Source organism: Mesorhizobium sp. RCAM 06353 (genome assembly GCF_059683585.1).
This window is the reverse complement of the sequence record NZ_CM185031.1, coordinates 966,351-980,996: the sequence shown is the minus strand read 5'-3', so window position 1 is coordinate 980,996 and position 14,646 is coordinate 966,351. Positions and strand designations below refer to the sequence as shown.

Annotated in this window: 13 protein-coding genes; 7 read left to right on the top strand and 6 right to left on the bottom strand. The window is 63.1% G+C overall.

Annotation, left to right across the window (positions count from 1 at the left end; all coding sequences use genetic code 11):
• Nucleotides 1-11 precede the first annotated feature (11 nt).
• Nucleotides 12-506: a DUF302 domain-containing protein gene (locus AC56QX_RS04460; protein WP_497113894.1), complete on the top strand. Its 495-nt coding sequence runs from the start codon at nucleotides 12-14 to the stop codon at nucleotides 504-506.
• Nucleotides 507-694: 188 nt separating this feature from the next.
• Here AC56QX_RS04460 and AC56QX_RS04455 read toward each other — a convergent pair whose 3' ends face one another.
• Nucleotides 695-2,098: an MATE family efflux transporter gene (locus AC56QX_RS04455; protein WP_497113893.1), complete on the bottom strand. Its 1,404-nt coding sequence runs from the start codon at nucleotides 2,096-2,098 to the stop codon at nucleotides 695-697.
• Nucleotides 2,099-2,349: 251 nt separating this feature from the next.
• On the opposite strand from AC56QX_RS04455, the gene AC56QX_RS04450 reads away from it, so the two are divergent.
• From AC56QX_RS04450 to AC56QX_RS04425, 6 genes are all read left to right on the top strand, one after another.
• The gene (locus AC56QX_RS04450; protein ID WP_497113892.1) at nucleotides 2,350-3,267 is read left to right on the top strand and encodes an AraC family transcriptional regulator; all 918 of its coding nucleotides are present in this window, start codon (nucleotides 2,350-2,352) and stop codon (nucleotides 3,265-3,267) included.
• Between the two features lie 242 nt (nucleotides 3,268-3,509).
• A complete protein-coding gene (locus tag AC56QX_RS04445; RefSeq protein WP_497113891.1) occupies nucleotides 3,510-4,784 on the top strand; it encodes an ABC transporter substrate-binding protein in 1,275 nt (424 codons plus the stop codon).
• A 233-nt stretch (nucleotides 4,785-5,017) separates the two neighbouring features.
• Nucleotides 5,018-5,884 (top strand): carbohydrate ABC transporter permease, encoded by an 867-nt coding sequence (locus tag AC56QX_RS04440; RefSeq protein ID WP_497113890.1) that lies wholly within the window; start codon nucleotides 5,018-5,020, stop codon nucleotides 5,882-5,884.
• Nucleotides 5,881-6,693: a carbohydrate ABC transporter permease gene (locus AC56QX_RS04435; RefSeq protein ID WP_497113889.1), complete on the top strand. Its 813-nt coding sequence runs from the start codon at nucleotides 5,881-5,883 to the stop codon at nucleotides 6,691-6,693. Before AC56QX_RS04440 ends, AC56QX_RS04435 begins: the two co-directional genes overlap by 4 nt.
• Nucleotides 6,694-6,708: 15 nt before the next feature.
• Nucleotides 6,709-7,755, top strand: a complete 1,047-nt coding sequence (locus AC56QX_RS04430; protein WP_497113888.1) for an NAD(P)-dependent alcohol dehydrogenase — start codon at nucleotides 6,709-6,711, stop codon at nucleotides 7,753-7,755.
• Between the two features lie 2 nt (nucleotides 7,756-7,757).
• A complete protein-coding gene (locus AC56QX_RS04425) occupies nucleotides 7,758-8,843 on the top strand; it encodes an ABC transporter ATP-binding protein (RefSeq protein WP_497113887.1) in 1,086 nt (361 codons plus the stop codon).
• Nucleotides 8,844-8,954: 111 nt separating this feature from the next.
• On the opposite strand, the gene AC56QX_RS04420 is transcribed toward AC56QX_RS04425, so the two are convergent.
• The 5 genes from AC56QX_RS04420 to AC56QX_RS04400 form a co-directional block, all read right to left on the bottom strand.
• Nucleotides 8,955-10,541, bottom strand: coding sequence for an FGGY-family carbohydrate kinase (locus AC56QX_RS04420; protein WP_497113885.1), 1,587 nt, complete (start codon nucleotides 10,539-10,541; stop codon nucleotides 8,955-8,957).
• On the bottom strand, nucleotides 10,538-11,221 hold the full coding sequence (locus AC56QX_RS04415) for an HAD family hydrolase (RefSeq protein ID WP_497113884.1): 684 nt from the start codon (nucleotides 11,219-11,221) through the stop codon (nucleotides 10,538-10,540). The genes AC56QX_RS04420 and AC56QX_RS04415 overlap by 4 nt, the downstream gene beginning before the upstream one ends.
• Before the next feature lie 15 nt (nucleotides 11,222-11,236).
• Nucleotides 11,237-12,715, bottom strand: a complete 1,479-nt coding sequence (locus AC56QX_RS04410; protein ID WP_497113883.1) for a mannitol dehydrogenase family protein — start codon at nucleotides 12,713-12,715, stop codon at nucleotides 11,237-11,239.
• A 139-nt stretch (nucleotides 12,716-12,854) separates the two neighbouring features.
• The gene (locus tag AC56QX_RS04405; RefSeq protein ID WP_497117680.1) at nucleotides 12,855-13,625 is read right to left on the bottom strand and encodes an L-iditol 2-dehydrogenase; all 771 of its coding nucleotides are present in this window, start codon (nucleotides 13,623-13,625) and stop codon (nucleotides 12,855-12,857) included.
• 2 nt (nucleotides 13,626-13,627) lie between these two features.
• Nucleotides 13,628-14,626, bottom strand: coding sequence for an ABC transporter ATP-binding protein (locus AC56QX_RS04400; protein WP_497113882.1), 999 nt, complete (start codon nucleotides 14,624-14,626; stop codon nucleotides 13,628-13,630).
• Nucleotides 14,627-14,646 lie beyond the last annotated feature (20 nt).

Genomic DNA, 14,646 nt, shown 5'->3' with positions numbered 1-14,646 from the left:
CGGAGAAAGAAATGACAATCGCAAAGGTCGAGGTTGAGCGTTTCAGCCTGACGTGTTCCAAACCATTCGACGCCGTTGTGGCCGCGCTCAAGTCAGCGGTCGGGCAACCTGACATGGTCGAGTTTTTCAAGGCGACGAGGGCTGCAAATTCCTTCTCGGATTTGGAGCGCGTCGTGCAAAACGGCATAGGCCGCACAGGTCTCATGCTTTTCGCGGAATTCGACCTGGGCGCCATTCTACGCCGCGAAACTGGGCTCGATACTCCTAAAAGCATGCGGTTTTTGGTGGGCAATCCACTCATTATGAAAGAAATGGTCAAGCACGTTCCCGATGCGGGATCTTACGCCCCAGTCACAGTCCTTCTTGATCAACGTCCCGATGGCGTGCATGTCTCCTATGACAAAATGGAGAGTTATCTGTTATCTTATGGTAGTTTGGAGGCCCTTGCTGTCGCCCGCAATCTTGATGCGAAAATCACAACCTTGTTACGCGAATGCGCAAGCTAAACTCTCCTGATGACGCTTCAAACGGATGGAAGTAAGAGTCCGCCCCGAAAACGCATGGGCGCGGCGACCACCACTTCGAACGACCGGCATGCGGCGCAAAGCAGACGTTTGGTGGGCCGACATGAAGGCTCCATTCAATGAGCCGCAACGTCAGACATGACGGCCGCCAAACCGGCGGCTGTTCTACTTCAATGTCCAAACGCCAGCGGCGGCGCGATGCGATCCCGCCGCAGCCAGCGTGCCAGAAGCAGGGCCGCCACCACGGCCAGCCCTGTCGACAGGCCCATCCATATGCCGACGCCATGGAAACCGAAATGGAAGGCGAGCAGCACGCCGAGCGGTAGGCCGACGCCCCAATAGCCGATCGCGGCGTAGATCATCGGCACCTTGGTGTCGTGCAGGCCGCGCAGCATACCGGCGGCAACCGCCTGCGCGCCGTCGAAGACCTGGAACAGTGCTGCAAACATCAGGAACGACACGGCTAGCGCGATCACCCTGGCATTGGCCGGGTTGGCGAGATCGATGAAGGCGCTGATCAGCGGATGCGGCCACAGGATCATCACCAGCCCCATCAGCGCCATGAACGAGACGCCGATGACAAAGGCAGTCCAGCCGGCGCGCGACACGCCTTCAGGATTGCCAGCGCCATGGGCAAGCCCGACGCGCACCGTCACCGCCTGGTTGAGGCCGAGCGGCACCATGAAGGAGATCGAGGCGATCTGGATGGCGATGGCGTGCGCGGCGAGCGAATCCGCATCGATCAGGCCCATCAGCAGTGCCGCCGCGTTGAAGATCGTCACCTCGAAAGCCAGAATACCGGCGATCGGCAAGCCAAGCCGCAGCAGCCCCTTGAAGCGCGGCCAGTCGGATCGCCAGAAGCGGCCGAACAGATGATAGCGCCGGAACTTCTTTTCCAGCATCACCACGACCGCCATGCCGACGAACATCAGCGTGCTGGACAGCGAGGTGGCCAGGCCAGAGCCGGAGATGCCCATGGCCGACACGCCGAGATTGCCGAACATGAACACCCAGTTGAAGAAGACGTTGCAGGCGACGGCGACAAAGACGATGACCAGCGCCCAGCCGGGACGCTCCAGCGCCGAGATGAACGAGCGCAGCACGATATAGCCGTAGAAAGGCAGCACCGCCCATTCGAGCCAGCGCAGATAGATGCCGGCCTGGTGCGCCAGTGCAGGCTCCTGGCCCATCGCCAGCAAGATCGCCTCGCCGTGCCAGAGCACGAGCCAGATCGGGATTGAGATCAGGATCGCCAGCCACAGACCCTGGCGCACGGTGCGGCGCAGGTCACGCACGGAATAGCGGCGGCGGCCAAGCTCGGTCGCGATCATCGGCGAGGTCGCCAGCATCAGGCCAAGCCCGAAGATCAGCGGCATGAAATAGAGGTTCGCGCCAAGCGCGCCGCTGGCCAGCGTATCGGCTCCGAGACGTCCCATCATCATGACATCGGTGGCCGTCATCGCGGTCTGGCCGAGATTGGTCAGCACCATCGGCCAGGCCAGCGCCAGCGTCGCCCTGATTTCCTGACGCCAAAGATTTTCCGGCGCGCGAGCGCCGGCTTCGATCGCAGACATTGTTCCGCTCTTTCCAGATACGGCACGTCGGCAAATCGCCGGAAGCCGCATGTCAAACGGCAAAACCTTCGGTTTCGCGGCGTTTGCGCCAGCTTTTGGACGAAACGCGACATGAAGGCAAGGGAGGAGGAGCGGGCACCGATTGAGCCAGCGCCCTTCCAGGGAGGCCGTTGCCTCGTTCCCTTGCCGGCAATGGGCTGTTACGGATTGCCTTGGAGATCGGCAGCCAGCGGACCCGCCGGGAGGAATGGATGGCGTTCAGACAGCGGAAAAACCCGGCCGCGATCCCGCGGACAGTGCCGGCTTTCGAACATATCGTCACCGAGGCGAGCGACAGTTTTCTGTGGCGGCTCGACGACTACCCCTGGGAACGCAATGTCTGGAACTTCCATCCGGAGTATGAAATCCACCTGCTGCGAAAATCCTCCGGCGTTGCGCTTGTCGGCGATCATATCGGCGAATTCGGTCCGGGTTATCTCTCCATCGTCGGCGGCGGGCTGCCGCATGACTGGGTGACGGCGGTGCAGCCAGGCGAGCTGATCGAAGGCCGCGACATCGTCCTGCAATTCGATGCGCAGCGGCTGCGCGGCTCGGCGGGCCTGCTGCCGGAATTGCGCGAATTGGAGCCGTTCCTGGAGCGGTCGTTGCGCGGCATGGTCTTTCACGGAAGCACCGCGTTGGAAGGTGCGGCGCTGATGGAGCGGATGGGAACGGTGCATGGGCTCGCCCGCCTCTGCCTGTTCCTCGAACTGGTCGACCTCCTGGCCAGGACCGACGAATACGAGCTCTTGTCGTCGCCGGATTTCTCGCCGGCTCTCGACGCCGCTTCGCTCGACATCATCCAGCGCACGCTGACCTATCTGTTCCAGCATTTCGCCGAGGATCTGAAGCTGCCCGACGTGGCCGAACTTGCCGGAATGACCGAGAGCACATTCTCGCGTTTCTTCCAGAAGAACACCGGCAACTCCTTCAGCGACCACCTCGCCAAGCTCCGGCTTTGGCAGGCCTGCAAGCTGCTGGCCGACACCGATGTTGCGATCACCGACATCTGTTTCCAGGTCGGCTACATGAACATTTCCAACTTCAACCGCGCTTTCCTGCGCAAGCACAAGATGACGCCGTCCTCCTATCGCAAACTGTCGCGCCAGCGGCTGACGATGCGCGCTTAAGCGCGGCCTAAAATCAACGGCTTAGGTAGGATCGATACTCGTGTGAACGACATCGCCACGGGGGGCCGTATTTTGCGCTGCACAATGCATAAAAGTACAGGTTTTCTGCAACGGGGCTTCTAGCTTAGCCCATCGCAACTCCGCATTTTGGCGATGGGTGGCATGTCACTCGGGCAATGGTGAGGATCGCATAACCCGAGGACGCGCGCTTCCTGCGAAATATTCCTGGAGGAGAAAAGATCATGAAACCAGTTAGGCTCGCTGCCAGCCTTGGCGCAGCTTTTATGCTTTCCGCTACCGTTTCAACCATCGCCCTGGCACAGGCGCCGGTCTGCTCGGCGCCGGTCAAGGTGCTGGCGCAGCCACGTGACGGCCTGACGCTTCTGGAGGACTCCAAGGCCGAGTTCCAGAACCTCGCCGGCGCCAGCTTCCAGATCGACTATCTCAACGAAAACGACCGCCGGGCCAAATCGCGCGCCGATGCGTCCACCGTCGGCAACTACAATGTCTACTATGTCGACGAAGCCAACGTCGCGCTGTTTGCCTCGTCGAAATGGATTGTGCCGCTGACCGATTATTATCCGGCTGACTATGATTATGCCGACTTCGATCCCGGCCGCCAGAAGGTCGCCACCTATGACGGCAAGGTCTGGTTCGCGCCGCTGACCGGCGGCGGCGACCTGATGGTCTACCGCAAGGACGTGCTCGAGGCCGCCGGCATCCAGCCGCCCAAGACGCTGGACGAGCTGATCGCCGACGTGCCGAAGCTGACCAATGCGGACAAGGGCATGTACGGCATCGCGCTGCGTGGCGCACGCGGTTCGGGCGCCAATGTCTGGCGCTGGATGCCCTTCTTCAAGGCCTATGGCGGCAAGTGGTTCGACGGCGACAAGCCAGCCTTCAATTCGGAAGCGGCCGTCAAGGCGACCGAGACCTATCTGAAGCTGTTCAAGGATTCGGCCCCCGGCACGCAGACCGGTAGCTGGGATGAATCGACCGGCGCCTTCCTGTCGGGCCAGGTCGCCATCCTGGTCGAATCGACGCCGCTGTCGGGCATGGCGGTCGACCCGAAGACTTCGCAAGTGGTCGGCAAGATCGGCTTCCTTCCTCCGCCGTCACCGCTCACCGGCGGCGGCTATGGCCATGGCCTCGCTATCGCAGCAAAAGCCAATGCCGACGACGCCTCGAAGAAATGCGCCGGCCTGTTCATAGCCTGGGCGACGTCGAAGGAAAACGAGAAGCGCCGGCTCGACGCCCATCAGTTCGGCGAGCTGAACCGCACCAGCATCCTGTCCAGCAAGGAATTCGCCGACATCTATGGCGCCGATCTCGGCCAGGCACTGGCCGAAACCGGCAAGGTCACGGCGGTTAACTTCTGGCAGGACCCGCGCTGGCCGGATCTCGGCGACCGCTGGGGCATTATCCTCGAGGAACTGGTCACCGGAACCCGCACCGACGTCAAGGGTGGCCTCAACGAACTCGAGGCCTATGCCAACGAGCTGGTGAAGAAGAAATAGAGCCATCCTCCCGCCCGTGACGCGCGGTCCGCGGCATTGCCTGCAATGCCGGGACCTGCGCGCCACGGGACCGTTTGCTCCCTAGAGCAATTCCAGGAAAAGTCTGATCGGTTTTCCGTCCGGAATTGCGTCAAAACAAAGAGTTAGAGCAGTTCACCGTTTTCCTTAAACGGTGAACTGCTCCAGGAGAAATCATGACGACACGATCGACACGCAAGCGAGGATAGATGCCAATGGCCCGACGCACGTCGCTCCCTGTCACCTTCGTCGTTCCGACCATCGCCATCCTCTTGGTGCTGTCGATGGTGCCGACGCTTTACGCCATTGTCATCGCCTTGCAGAATCGCGAGTTGAGCACGCCTGATTATTCCTGGGTCTGGCTTTCGAATTTCACCGACCTGTTCCTCGACCGCCGCTTCCTCAACGCGGTCTGGGTGTCGGTGAAATGGGAGATCGTCACCGTTGTCGCGACCATGGTGGTGGCGATCGGCCTCGGTGTGCTGATGTTCGAAGTCGCCAGCCCACGCCTGCGCAACGTCTACTGCTTGCTGTTCATCATCCCGGTGCTTTTGCCGCGCGTCTCGGCGGCCTTCGTCTGGAAATTTGCCTACCATCCGCTCTACGGCATCGCCACCTACCCGTACCGGCTACTGACCGGCGGGCTGATCTTCGATCCGCTGTCGAAGCCGGCGACGGCCTTGTTCGCCGTCGCGTCGGTCGACGTCTGGCAATGGGGCCTGTTCTTCGCCGTCATCGTGCTGAAGCTCCTGGAGACCCTGCCGCCGCAGCCGATCGAGGCGGCGCGGCTTGACCATGCCCGGCGCTGGCAGATCCACGCCTATGTCACCTTGCCGATGCTGAAGGCGCCATTGATCAGCCTGATGTTCGTCAAGATGATCGAATCGCTGCGCTCCTTCGACCTGATCTATGTCATGACCCGCGGCGGGCCGGGCGTGGCCACCGAAACGCTCGACATGTACGCCTTCTCGCAAGGCTTCATCGAATCCGGAAAGGTCTCCTACGCCTCGGCCATGGCCGTGCTGATGATGATCGCCACCGTCATCACCTTCACCATGCTGTGGAAGCGGGTGCAGGCATGAGAGCGGGCCGTCTGATCGGCAGGATCGTGCTGGCATTTGCCGGCTTCATGGCGGTGTTCCCGCTGCTGTGGACGGCGCTCAATGCGCTCAAGAACAATGTCGACATCATCACCCGCGTGCCGCGCCTGGTGTTCACGCCGACATTGGCCAACATCAGCTACATCATCGGCCGCGACAGCGTGCTCACCGGGCTCTACAACTCGGTCGTCGCCTGTGGCTCGGCCGTGCTGATCGGTGTCGTGCTCGGACTGCCGGCGGCTTATGCCGTCGCGCGCTATCCCAACCGCTGGGCCGGCGACATCCAGTTCTTCGTGCTGTCGCTGCGCTTCCTGCCGCCGGTGGCGGTGGCCATTCCGCTGATGGTGATCTGGCTGCAGATCGGCCTCTACGACACTTTGCCGGCGCTGATCATCACCTATTCGCTGCTCACCATCTCGGTGATCATGTGGCTGGCCATTCCCGCCTTCCAAAGCGTGCCGAAGGAGATCGAGGAAGCGGCCTTCGTCGACGGCTACGGCGCCTATTCGGTGTTCTGGCGCATCGCGCTGCCTGTCGCCGCCCGCTCTTTGGCAGGAGCGGTCGCCTTCAGCTTCGTGCTGGTCTGGAACGAGTTCCTGATCGCGCTGATGCTGTCGAGCTCCAACGCCAAGACCTTGCCGATCGTCGCCTCCGAGCTGTCCCAGCAAGGCATGAATGTGCCCTGGGGCATTCTCAACGCCTCGGTCGTGCTGCTGTCGCTGCCGCCGCTGCTGTTCCTCGGCGTGCTGAGCGGCTTCCTGAATTCCGTTTTCCGGCAAAAAAAGACTTGATGCGAGGATTACCCGATGCGGGCACTGGTGCTTGAGAAAAAAGGCGAACTGTCGCTGCGCGAGATCGCGTTGCCGCTCGATGTCGGGCCGGACGACGTCAAGATCGCCATCCACACGGTCGGCGTCTGCGGCAGCGACGTCCATTATTACACGCATGGCGCCATCGGCAGCTATGTCGTGCGCGCGCCCATGGTGCTCGGCCACGAAGCCGCGGGAACTGTGATCGAGACCGGCGCCAATGTCGAGACGTTCAAGGTCGGCGACCGCGTCTGCATGGAGCCGGGCGTGCCGAACCTGTCGTCGCGCGCGACAAAGCTCGGCATCTACAATGTCGACCCTGACGTCAGTTTCTGGGCGACGCCGCCGGTGCATGGCGTGCTCGCGCCCTACGCCGTGCATCCAGCCGCCTTCACCTACAAACTGCCGGACAATGTCTCCTTCGCCGAGGGCGCCATGGTCGAGCCCTTTGCCATCGGCATGCAGGCGGCAAGCCGTGCCCGCATCGTTCCGGGTGATGTCGCCGTCGTCGTCGGCTGCGGCCCGATCGGCATCATGATCGCCCTTGCCGCCCTTGCCGGCGGCTGCTCGAAGGTGCTGATCTCCGATTTCTCCGCGCCCAAGCTGAAGATCGCCGCGCAATATGCCGGCATCGTGCCGGTCAATATCGGCGAGCAGTCGCTGGCCGATGCCGTCGCTGCCGCGACCGACAATTGGGGTGCCGATATCGTCTTCGAGGCCAGCGGCAGCCCGAAGGCCTTCGCTAACCTGTTCGATGTCGTGCGGCCGGGCGGCGCGGTGGTCCTGGTCGGCCTGCCGGTGGAGCCGGTGGTCCTCAATGTGCCGGCGGCGATCTCGAAGGAAGTGCGCATCGAGACGGTGTTCCGCTACGCCAACATCTTCGACCGTGCCTTGCAGCTCATCGCTTCCGGCAAGGTCGACCTCAAGCCGCTGATCACCGGCACCTATGATTTCTCCGACAGCATCGAGGCATTCGAGCGGGCTGCTCAAGGCAGGCCGGAAGACGTCAAGCTGCAGATCCTGCTCACCGGCGAGAAGGGATAATCATGTCCGCGATCGTTTGCTCCCATGTCGACAAGGCCTATGGCGCCACCACGGTCATCCGCGACCTCAACCTCTCGATAGAGGAGCACGAATTCGTCGTGTTCCTCGGCCCGTCCGGCTGCGGCAAGTCGACCTTGCTGCGCATGCTGGCGGGGCTGGAGGATATCAGCGGCGGCGAGGTCTCGATCGGCGGCAAGGTGGTCAACGACCTCGATCCGGGTGATCGCGGCATCGCCATGGTGTTCCAGAACTACGCGCTCTATCCGCACATGACGATCTTCGACAACATCGCCTTCGGGTTGCGGCGGCAGAAAGTGCCGGCGGCCGAGATCCGGAAACGGGTCGAAGCGGTGTCGGGGACGCTCGGGCTGGAGCCCTATCTCGGCCGCAAGCCGGCCGAGCTGTCCGGCGGCCAGCAGCAGCGCGTCGCGATCGCGCGGGCGATGATCAAGACGCCAAAGGTGTTCCTGTTCGACGAGCCGTTGTCCAACCTCGACGCCAAATTGCGCAACCATATGCGCGTCGAGATCGCGCGCCTGCACCAGTCGTTGAAGACCACCACCGTCTACGTCACCCATGACCAGCTGGAGGCGATGACGCTCGCCGACCGCATCGTGCTGCTTAAGGAGGGTGTCATCGAGCAGATAGGCTCGCCGGCGGAAATCTACCGTCGGCCCGGCAATATGTTCGTGGCCGGCTTCATCGGCACGCCGAACATGAATTTTGTCGAGGTCGCCGTCAGCCGGGCCGGCAACGGCTGGACACTGACTGGCGCCGGAACGGTGCTTTCGATAGACGGCTCGGGCTTTCATCTCGAGGCAGGCCACCGCGCCGTGCTGGGCATCCGGCCGCCGGACCTGAAGACGGCCGGCGCCGGGGTCGCAGGCATATTGCAAGGCACTGCCGATCTCATTGAATTCCACGGCAATGACGCACTGGTGACATTTGGCTCCGGCGGCAAGGAGGTCAGCGCGCTGGTTCCGGCACGCGAATGCCCGGTGCTGAATGCCCCTGTCCGCTACACGTTCGAGGAGGAAAGCATCCACCTTTTCGACGCTACGTCGGGCGCGTCACTGCGCAAGCAATAGCGCAAAAAGCCTAGAGCGGTTCACCGTCTCATGGAAACGGCGAACCGCTCTAACTCTTTGTTTCGACGCAATTCCTGACGGAAAACCGCTCACACTTTTCCTGGAATTGCTCTAGCGGATCGCGTCCAGTGCCTGCCGCTGCCGGTGCATCTCCAGGAAAATCCGGTAGTCGCGATCGAAGCGGGCGCCGGCGGCCGGGTTGGCAGCGCGCGTCTTGCCGCCCTGCTGCATGGCAAGGCAGGCGGCGTTGAGGTCGGGGAACAGCCCGGCGGCTGTGGCGGCGACCATGCCGGTGCCGAGCAGCACCGCCTCGTCGGCCAGCGGCTCTACCACCGTGCAGCCGGTGGCGTCGGCGTAGAGCTCCATCAGCAGCGGGTTCTTTGTGTGGCCGCCGGTGACGTGCAGCGTGTCGATCAAATAGCCATTCTCGTTCAATGCCTCCAGCACATGGCGCACGCCGAGCGCGATGCCGACGGCGGTGCGCCAATAGAGCTTGCACAGGCTGTCGAAGGAGGAATCCAGCGTCAGCCCGCTGACCACGCCAACGGCATGCGGGTCGGCGAGCGGCGAGCGGTTGCCGTGAAAGTCAGGCAGCACATGCAGGCGCGCGGCGAGGTTCTCGCCCTCGGTGGCGCGCAGTTCGGCGACACGCCCGGCGATTTTTGCATGCATCGCGGCGTCCGGCTCGCCGCCGGCGCCGTGCCAGCGGATGATGTGGTCGAGCAAGGCGCCGGTGGCCGACTGGCCGCCTTCCGACAGCCACAGCTTCGGCAGCGCCGCGCCATAGTAGGGGCCCCAGACGCCGGCGAAAGGCTGCGGGTCCGGCGACATCGCCATGACGCAGCTCGATGTTCCGGCGATCAGCGCCAGATGGCGGCCGATATCCTGCTCATCGCCGGCAAAGCCGCCGAGCACGCCAAGCGCGCCGGCATAGGCATCGATGACCCCGGCGCCGACCCGGCAGTCTTCCGTCAGGCCGAGCTCTGCCGCCGCTTGCGCCGTCAGTGGACCAATGTCGGCGCCGACCGGACTGGCGCGCTCCGGCAAATTGCCGTGCTCAAAAAGGTCGCCGAGGCCGACGATTTCGAAGAAATCGCGCTGCCATGCGCTTTCCTCATGCGCCAGATAGGTCCACTTCGCCGTCAGTGTGCATTGCGAACGGGCCAGCGAGCCGGTTGCCTGCCAGGTCAGGAAATCGGTCAGGTCGAATAGGTAGCCGGCTTCATTCCAGGCCTCGGGCAAATTGCGCTTCAGCCACATCAGCTTCGGCGTCGCCATCTCCGGCGACATGACGCCGCCGATATAGTTGAGCACCTCGTGGCCGCTCGCCGTGCATTCGTCGGCTTCCGCAATGGCGCGGTGGTCGAGCCAGACGATGGTGTCCCAGCGCTTGTCGCCCGAGGTCGAGACGCTGAGCTGATCGCCCTGCCGGTCGCGTACCACCAGCGAACAGGTGGCATCAAATGAGATGCCGACAATATCTTGCGCCGCAACGCCGGCTTTTTCACGGGCGGCTCGCACCGCGATGCAGACCGCCGACCAGATATCGCGCGAATCATGCTCGGCATGATCGGGCTTTGGCTGGTTCATGGCGATCGGCCGGTCGGCACGGCCGAGCAAGCTACCACTGGCGTCGAGAATGCCCGCGCGAGCGCTCCCGGTGCCGACATCGACCGCGCAAACAAACTGTTTCGTCAAGATGCTCTAACTCTCGCTCCCAGGCCTGCAATCAGATCGGGCAATTGCAGCATGTCAGCGAATATAAAGTCCGGTTCGGTCGACGCAAGCCGCGCTTTCAAGGCCGGGTTGCCGGCATGCGAGCCGCCGGTGAAGGCAAGGACGCGCATGCCTGCCGCACGCGCCGCCGCGACGCCGGCCGGACTGTCCTCGATGACGAGGCATTTGCGCGGATGCGTCCGCATGGTGGCAGCCGCGTGGAGGAAAAGATCCGGCGCCGGCTTTCCCTTGGCCACCATGGCGGCGCTGAACAGATGTGGCTCCATCAGCCGCAGCAGCCCGGTGACGTCGAGCGCATACCGGATGCGTTCCAGCGTGCCTGAGGAGGCGACACAGAATGGCAGGCCGAGCTTCGGCAACATCTCCTTGACGCCGGCGATCGGCTTCAGCTCCTCACGGAACTTGCGCATCAGGTCGACGCGCATGGCGGTCAGATGCTGATCGGTGATCTCCAGCCCGAAGTCGTGGCCAAGGATCTCGCGCACGCTTTTCATGCTCTTGCCAAGGAAATGCTCGTAGGCGGTGTCCTCACCGACACTGCCGCCGGCAAGTTCGATCATGCCGAGCAGCGCCGAGACGGAGAGCGCTTCGCTGTCGACCAGCACGCCATCGCAGTCGAAGATGACCAGTTCAGGCGTCATGATGGCTGATAGCTCTCAGAGCTTGCCGGCGATGTAGCGGGTCAGCGTGGCGCGCGCGCCGTTCGCCCACAACACGTTGAGCGCATGGGCGAAGGCCTCGACAAAGGCCGTGGCGCGGCCGACATCGCCATAGATGTCCTCCATGGCGAGCCAGGCGGCGGGCGCATCCTTTGCCGCCTTTGCCGTCGCTTGCAGCCGGTCCCAGCTCGGGTCGTTGGGCTCGATGACGGCGTCGCTGTCGGTCGTGCCGAAGCAGTAGCGGCACCACAGCGCCGATTCCAGCGCCAGGCCGGCGACACTCTTTCCTGCCTTCAGGCGGTCGGCGATGGTCGGGATGATGAATTTCGGCTGGCGGTTGGAGCCGTCGAGACAGAGCCGGCGGATGGTGTCGCCGATCTTGGGGTTGGAGAAGCGCTTCTCGATGAGCTGGTAATACTCCTCCAGCACCGTGTCCGGCACCGGCGGCACCGTCGGGATGATCTCGTCATGCTCGAGCTTGTCGAGAAAGCCGCGCACCAGCGGCTCCTGCATCGCTTCATGGACGAAATGGATGTCCATCAGCCCGGCCGGATAGGCGATGGTGGCGTGGCCGCCATTGAGGATGCGGATCTTCATCAATTCGTAGGGCGCGACGTCCTTAACGAACTGAACGCCGACCTTTTCCAGTGGCGGCCGGCCGTCGGTGAAACGGTCCTCCAGCACCCATTGCCGGAACGGTTCGCAGAACACCGGCCAGTTATCCTCGACGCCGAAATCCTTGGCCAGGATGCCGCGCTCGCGATCGGTGGTGGCAGGCGTGATGCGATCGACCATGCCGTTCGGGAAGGCGACGTGGTCGCTGACCCAGTTCGCCAGATCCTCGTCGATCAGTCGCGCCAGACCAATGACGCCGTCAGACGTGACATGGCCATTGTGAGGGATGTTGTCGCAGGACATCACCGTGAACGGCACGGTGCCCTCGTTGCGCCGGCGCACCAGGCCGGCCAGGATGATGCCGAACACCGTCTTTGGGGTGGTGCCCGGTTGGGCGTCGGCGACGATGTCGGGATGGGCCGGGTTGAAGACGCCCGACGCAGGGTCGATAAAGTAGCCGCCTTCGGTGATGGTCAATGAGACGATCTTGATCGCCGGGTCGGCCAGGCGTTCGATGATGCCGGCCGCATCGCCCGGCATCAGGAAGTCGATCATGGCGCCGGTGACACGGGCGCTCATATGGCCGTCATCCTGCTCGACCACCGTGGTCAGCCAGTCCTGTTCTTCCAGCTTGCCGCGGCCGATCTTCTCGCCGTCGAACACACCGGCGCCGATCAGCGCCCAGTCATGGCCGATGCCTGCATTGAACAGATCGTCGAGATAGACCGCCTGGTGCGAGCGATGGAAATTGCCGAGGCCGAAATGCACGATGCCGGCCTTCAGCCTGGCACGATCGTATTTCGGGCCCGCGACCTTGGCGGGGAGGTTGGCGAGAGTGGCGGAAGAGAGTTTCACGGTCATCTGTTTTACCCTTTGGCCGGGCTACGGCCTCTTTAACTCCGCCTCTCCCCGTCCTGTCGGGAGAGGGTAAGGGACGGCACATGCCTCTGATGTTGGCCTCTGCTCCCCGCGGAGGAACGAGGAACAGAGGCCGGCCCCCTCAACTCATCCACTGGCCGCCATCGACATTGTAGGTCTGGGCGACGATGTATTCGGCGTCGGTGCTGGCCAGGAACACCGCCATGCCGGCGAGGTCCTCCGGCTTGCCCATCCGACCGTAAGGCACGCCCTCGCCAACCAATCTCTTCTTCTCGCCCTTTGGCCGGTTCTCGTATTTGGCGAACAGCGAATCGACCTCATCCCACATATCGCTGTCGACGACACCGGGTGCGATACCGTTGACGTTGATGCGGTGCTTGATCAGGTCGAGCCCCGCCGACTGGGTCAGCGAAATGACCGCGGCCTTTGTGGCGCAGTACACAGCCACCAGCGGCTCGCCACGCCGTCCGGCCTGGCTTGCAATGTTGATGATCCTGCCGCCCTTGCCCCGCGCGATCATCGAGCGCGCCGCGGCCTGCAGCATGAACAGCGTGCCGGCGACATTGACGGAGAACAGTTTTTCGTAGCTAGCCCGCGATATCTCGACGATCGGCGCCAGGTCGAACAAGGCGGCGTTGTTGATCAATATGTCGAGGCCGCCGGTCCTAGTTTCCACCGCCTTCACCACCGCGTCGATCGATGCCTGATCCGTGACGTCGAGTTTCACGGCGTAGGTTTTGCCGCCGATCTCGCCCGCCGTCTTTTCGGCAGCCTCGAGATTGATGTCGGCAATGGCAACGGTGGCACCTTCGCGCGCATAGGCCTCGGCAAACGCTTTGCCGATGCCACGGGCCGAACCCGTGATCAGCGCCGATTTGCCGGCCAAGCGCATGCTCACATCGCCTTTCCGTCGGCACCGAAGCGATGCAGCTTGGCCTTGTCGGGTGTCAGATAAATGGTGTCGCCGTGATGGACGGCCAGCTCGCCATCGGCACGCACCGTCAGCGGCCCGACGCCGTCAGCCTGGACGTGCAGGAACGTGTCGGATCCGAGATGCTCGGCAACGCCGACGGTGGCCTTCCATTCGCCCGCCGTGGTCGAGATCCCCAAATGCTCGGGGCGGATGCCGATGGTCTTGGCGTCGTATTTGGCCGCCGGTGCACCTTCGATCAGGTTCATCTTCGGCGAGCCGATGAAGCCGGCGACGAACAGGTTCTTCGGCGTCTTGTAGAGCTCCATCGGCGAGCCGACCTGCTCGATGTTGCCGGCATTGAGCACGACGATCTTGTCGGCCATGGTCATGGCCTCGACCTGGTCGTGGGTGACGTAGATCATCGTGGTCTTGAGCTGATGATGCAGCTCGCTGATCTCCAGCCGCATGGTGCCGCGCAGTGCCGCGTCGAGGTTGGACAGCGGTTCGTCGAACAGGAAGGCGGTCGGCTGGCGCACAATGGCGCGGCCGATGGCGACGCGCTGGCGCTGGCCGCCGGAAAGCTGGCCGGGCCGGCGTTCGAGATAATTGGTGAGGTTGAGCACCCGCGCCGCGTCGGCCACCTTCTTGTCGATGGTGGCCTTGTCCTCGCCGGCCATCTTCAGCGGGAAGCCGATGTTCTTGGCCACCGTCATGTGCGGATAGAGCGCATAGGACTGGAACACCATGGCGAGCTTGCGCTTGGCCGGCGCCTCGCCGGTGACATCACGGCCGTCGATGTTGATGCTGCCGCCGCTGGTGTCCTCCAGCCCGGCGATCAGCCGAAGCAGCGTGGACTTGCCGCAACCCGACGGGCCGACGAAGACGACGAACTCGCCATTCTCGATCACCAGGTCGAGGCCGGGGATGATGGACGTCGATCCAAAGGACTTGGAGACGTTCTTGAGCGTGATGTTTCCCATGGTTTCCTCCCCGAGGGGTT

Bases quoted from the DNA above. Each gene is read 5' to 3' on its own strand.
- AC56QX_RS04425 (WP_497113887.1), top strand. From the start codon at position 7,758: ATGTCCGCGATCGTTTGCTCCCATGTCGACAAGGCCTATGGCGCCACC.
- AC56QX_RS04455 (WP_497113893.1), bottom strand. From the start codon at position 2,098: ATGTCTGCGATCGAAGCCGGCGCTCGCGCGCCGGAAAATCTTTGGCGT.
- AC56QX_RS04430 (WP_497113888.1), top strand. From the start codon at position 6,709: ATGCGGGCACTGGTGCTTGAGAAAAAAGGCGAACTGTCGCTGCGCGAG.
- AC56QX_RS04460 (WP_497113894.1), top strand. From the start codon at position 12: ATGACAATCGCAAAGGTCGAGGTTGAGCGTTTCAGCCTGACGTGTTCC.
- AC56QX_RS04450 (WP_497113892.1), top strand. From the start codon at position 2,350: ATGGCGTTCAGACAGCGGAAAAACCCGGCCGCGATCCCGCGGACAGTG.
- AC56QX_RS04445 (WP_497113891.1), top strand. From the start codon at position 3,510: ATGAAACCAGTTAGGCTCGCTGCCAGCCTTGGCGCAGCTTTTATGCTT.
- AC56QX_RS04410 (WP_497113883.1), bottom strand. From the start codon at position 12,715: ATGACCGTGAAACTCTCTTCCGCCACTCTCGCCAACCTCCCCGCCAAG.
- AC56QX_RS04400 (WP_497113882.1), bottom strand. From the start codon at position 14,626: ATGGGAAACATCACGCTCAAGAACGTCTCCAAGTCCTTTGGATCGACG.
- AC56QX_RS04405 (WP_497117680.1), bottom strand. From the start codon at position 13,625: ATGCGCTTGGCCGGCAAATCGGCGCTGATCACGGGTTCGGCCCGTGGC.
- AC56QX_RS04435 (WP_497113889.1), top strand. From the start codon at position 5,881: ATGAGAGCGGGCCGTCTGATCGGCAGGATCGTGCTGGCATTTGCCGGC.
- AC56QX_RS04415 (WP_497113884.1), bottom strand. From the start codon at position 11,221: ATGACGCCTGAACTGGTCATCTTCGACTGCGATGGCGTGCTGGTCGAC.
- AC56QX_RS04440 (WP_497113890.1), top strand. From the start codon at position 5,018: ATGGCCCGACGCACGTCGCTCCCTGTCACCTTCGTCGTTCCGACCATC.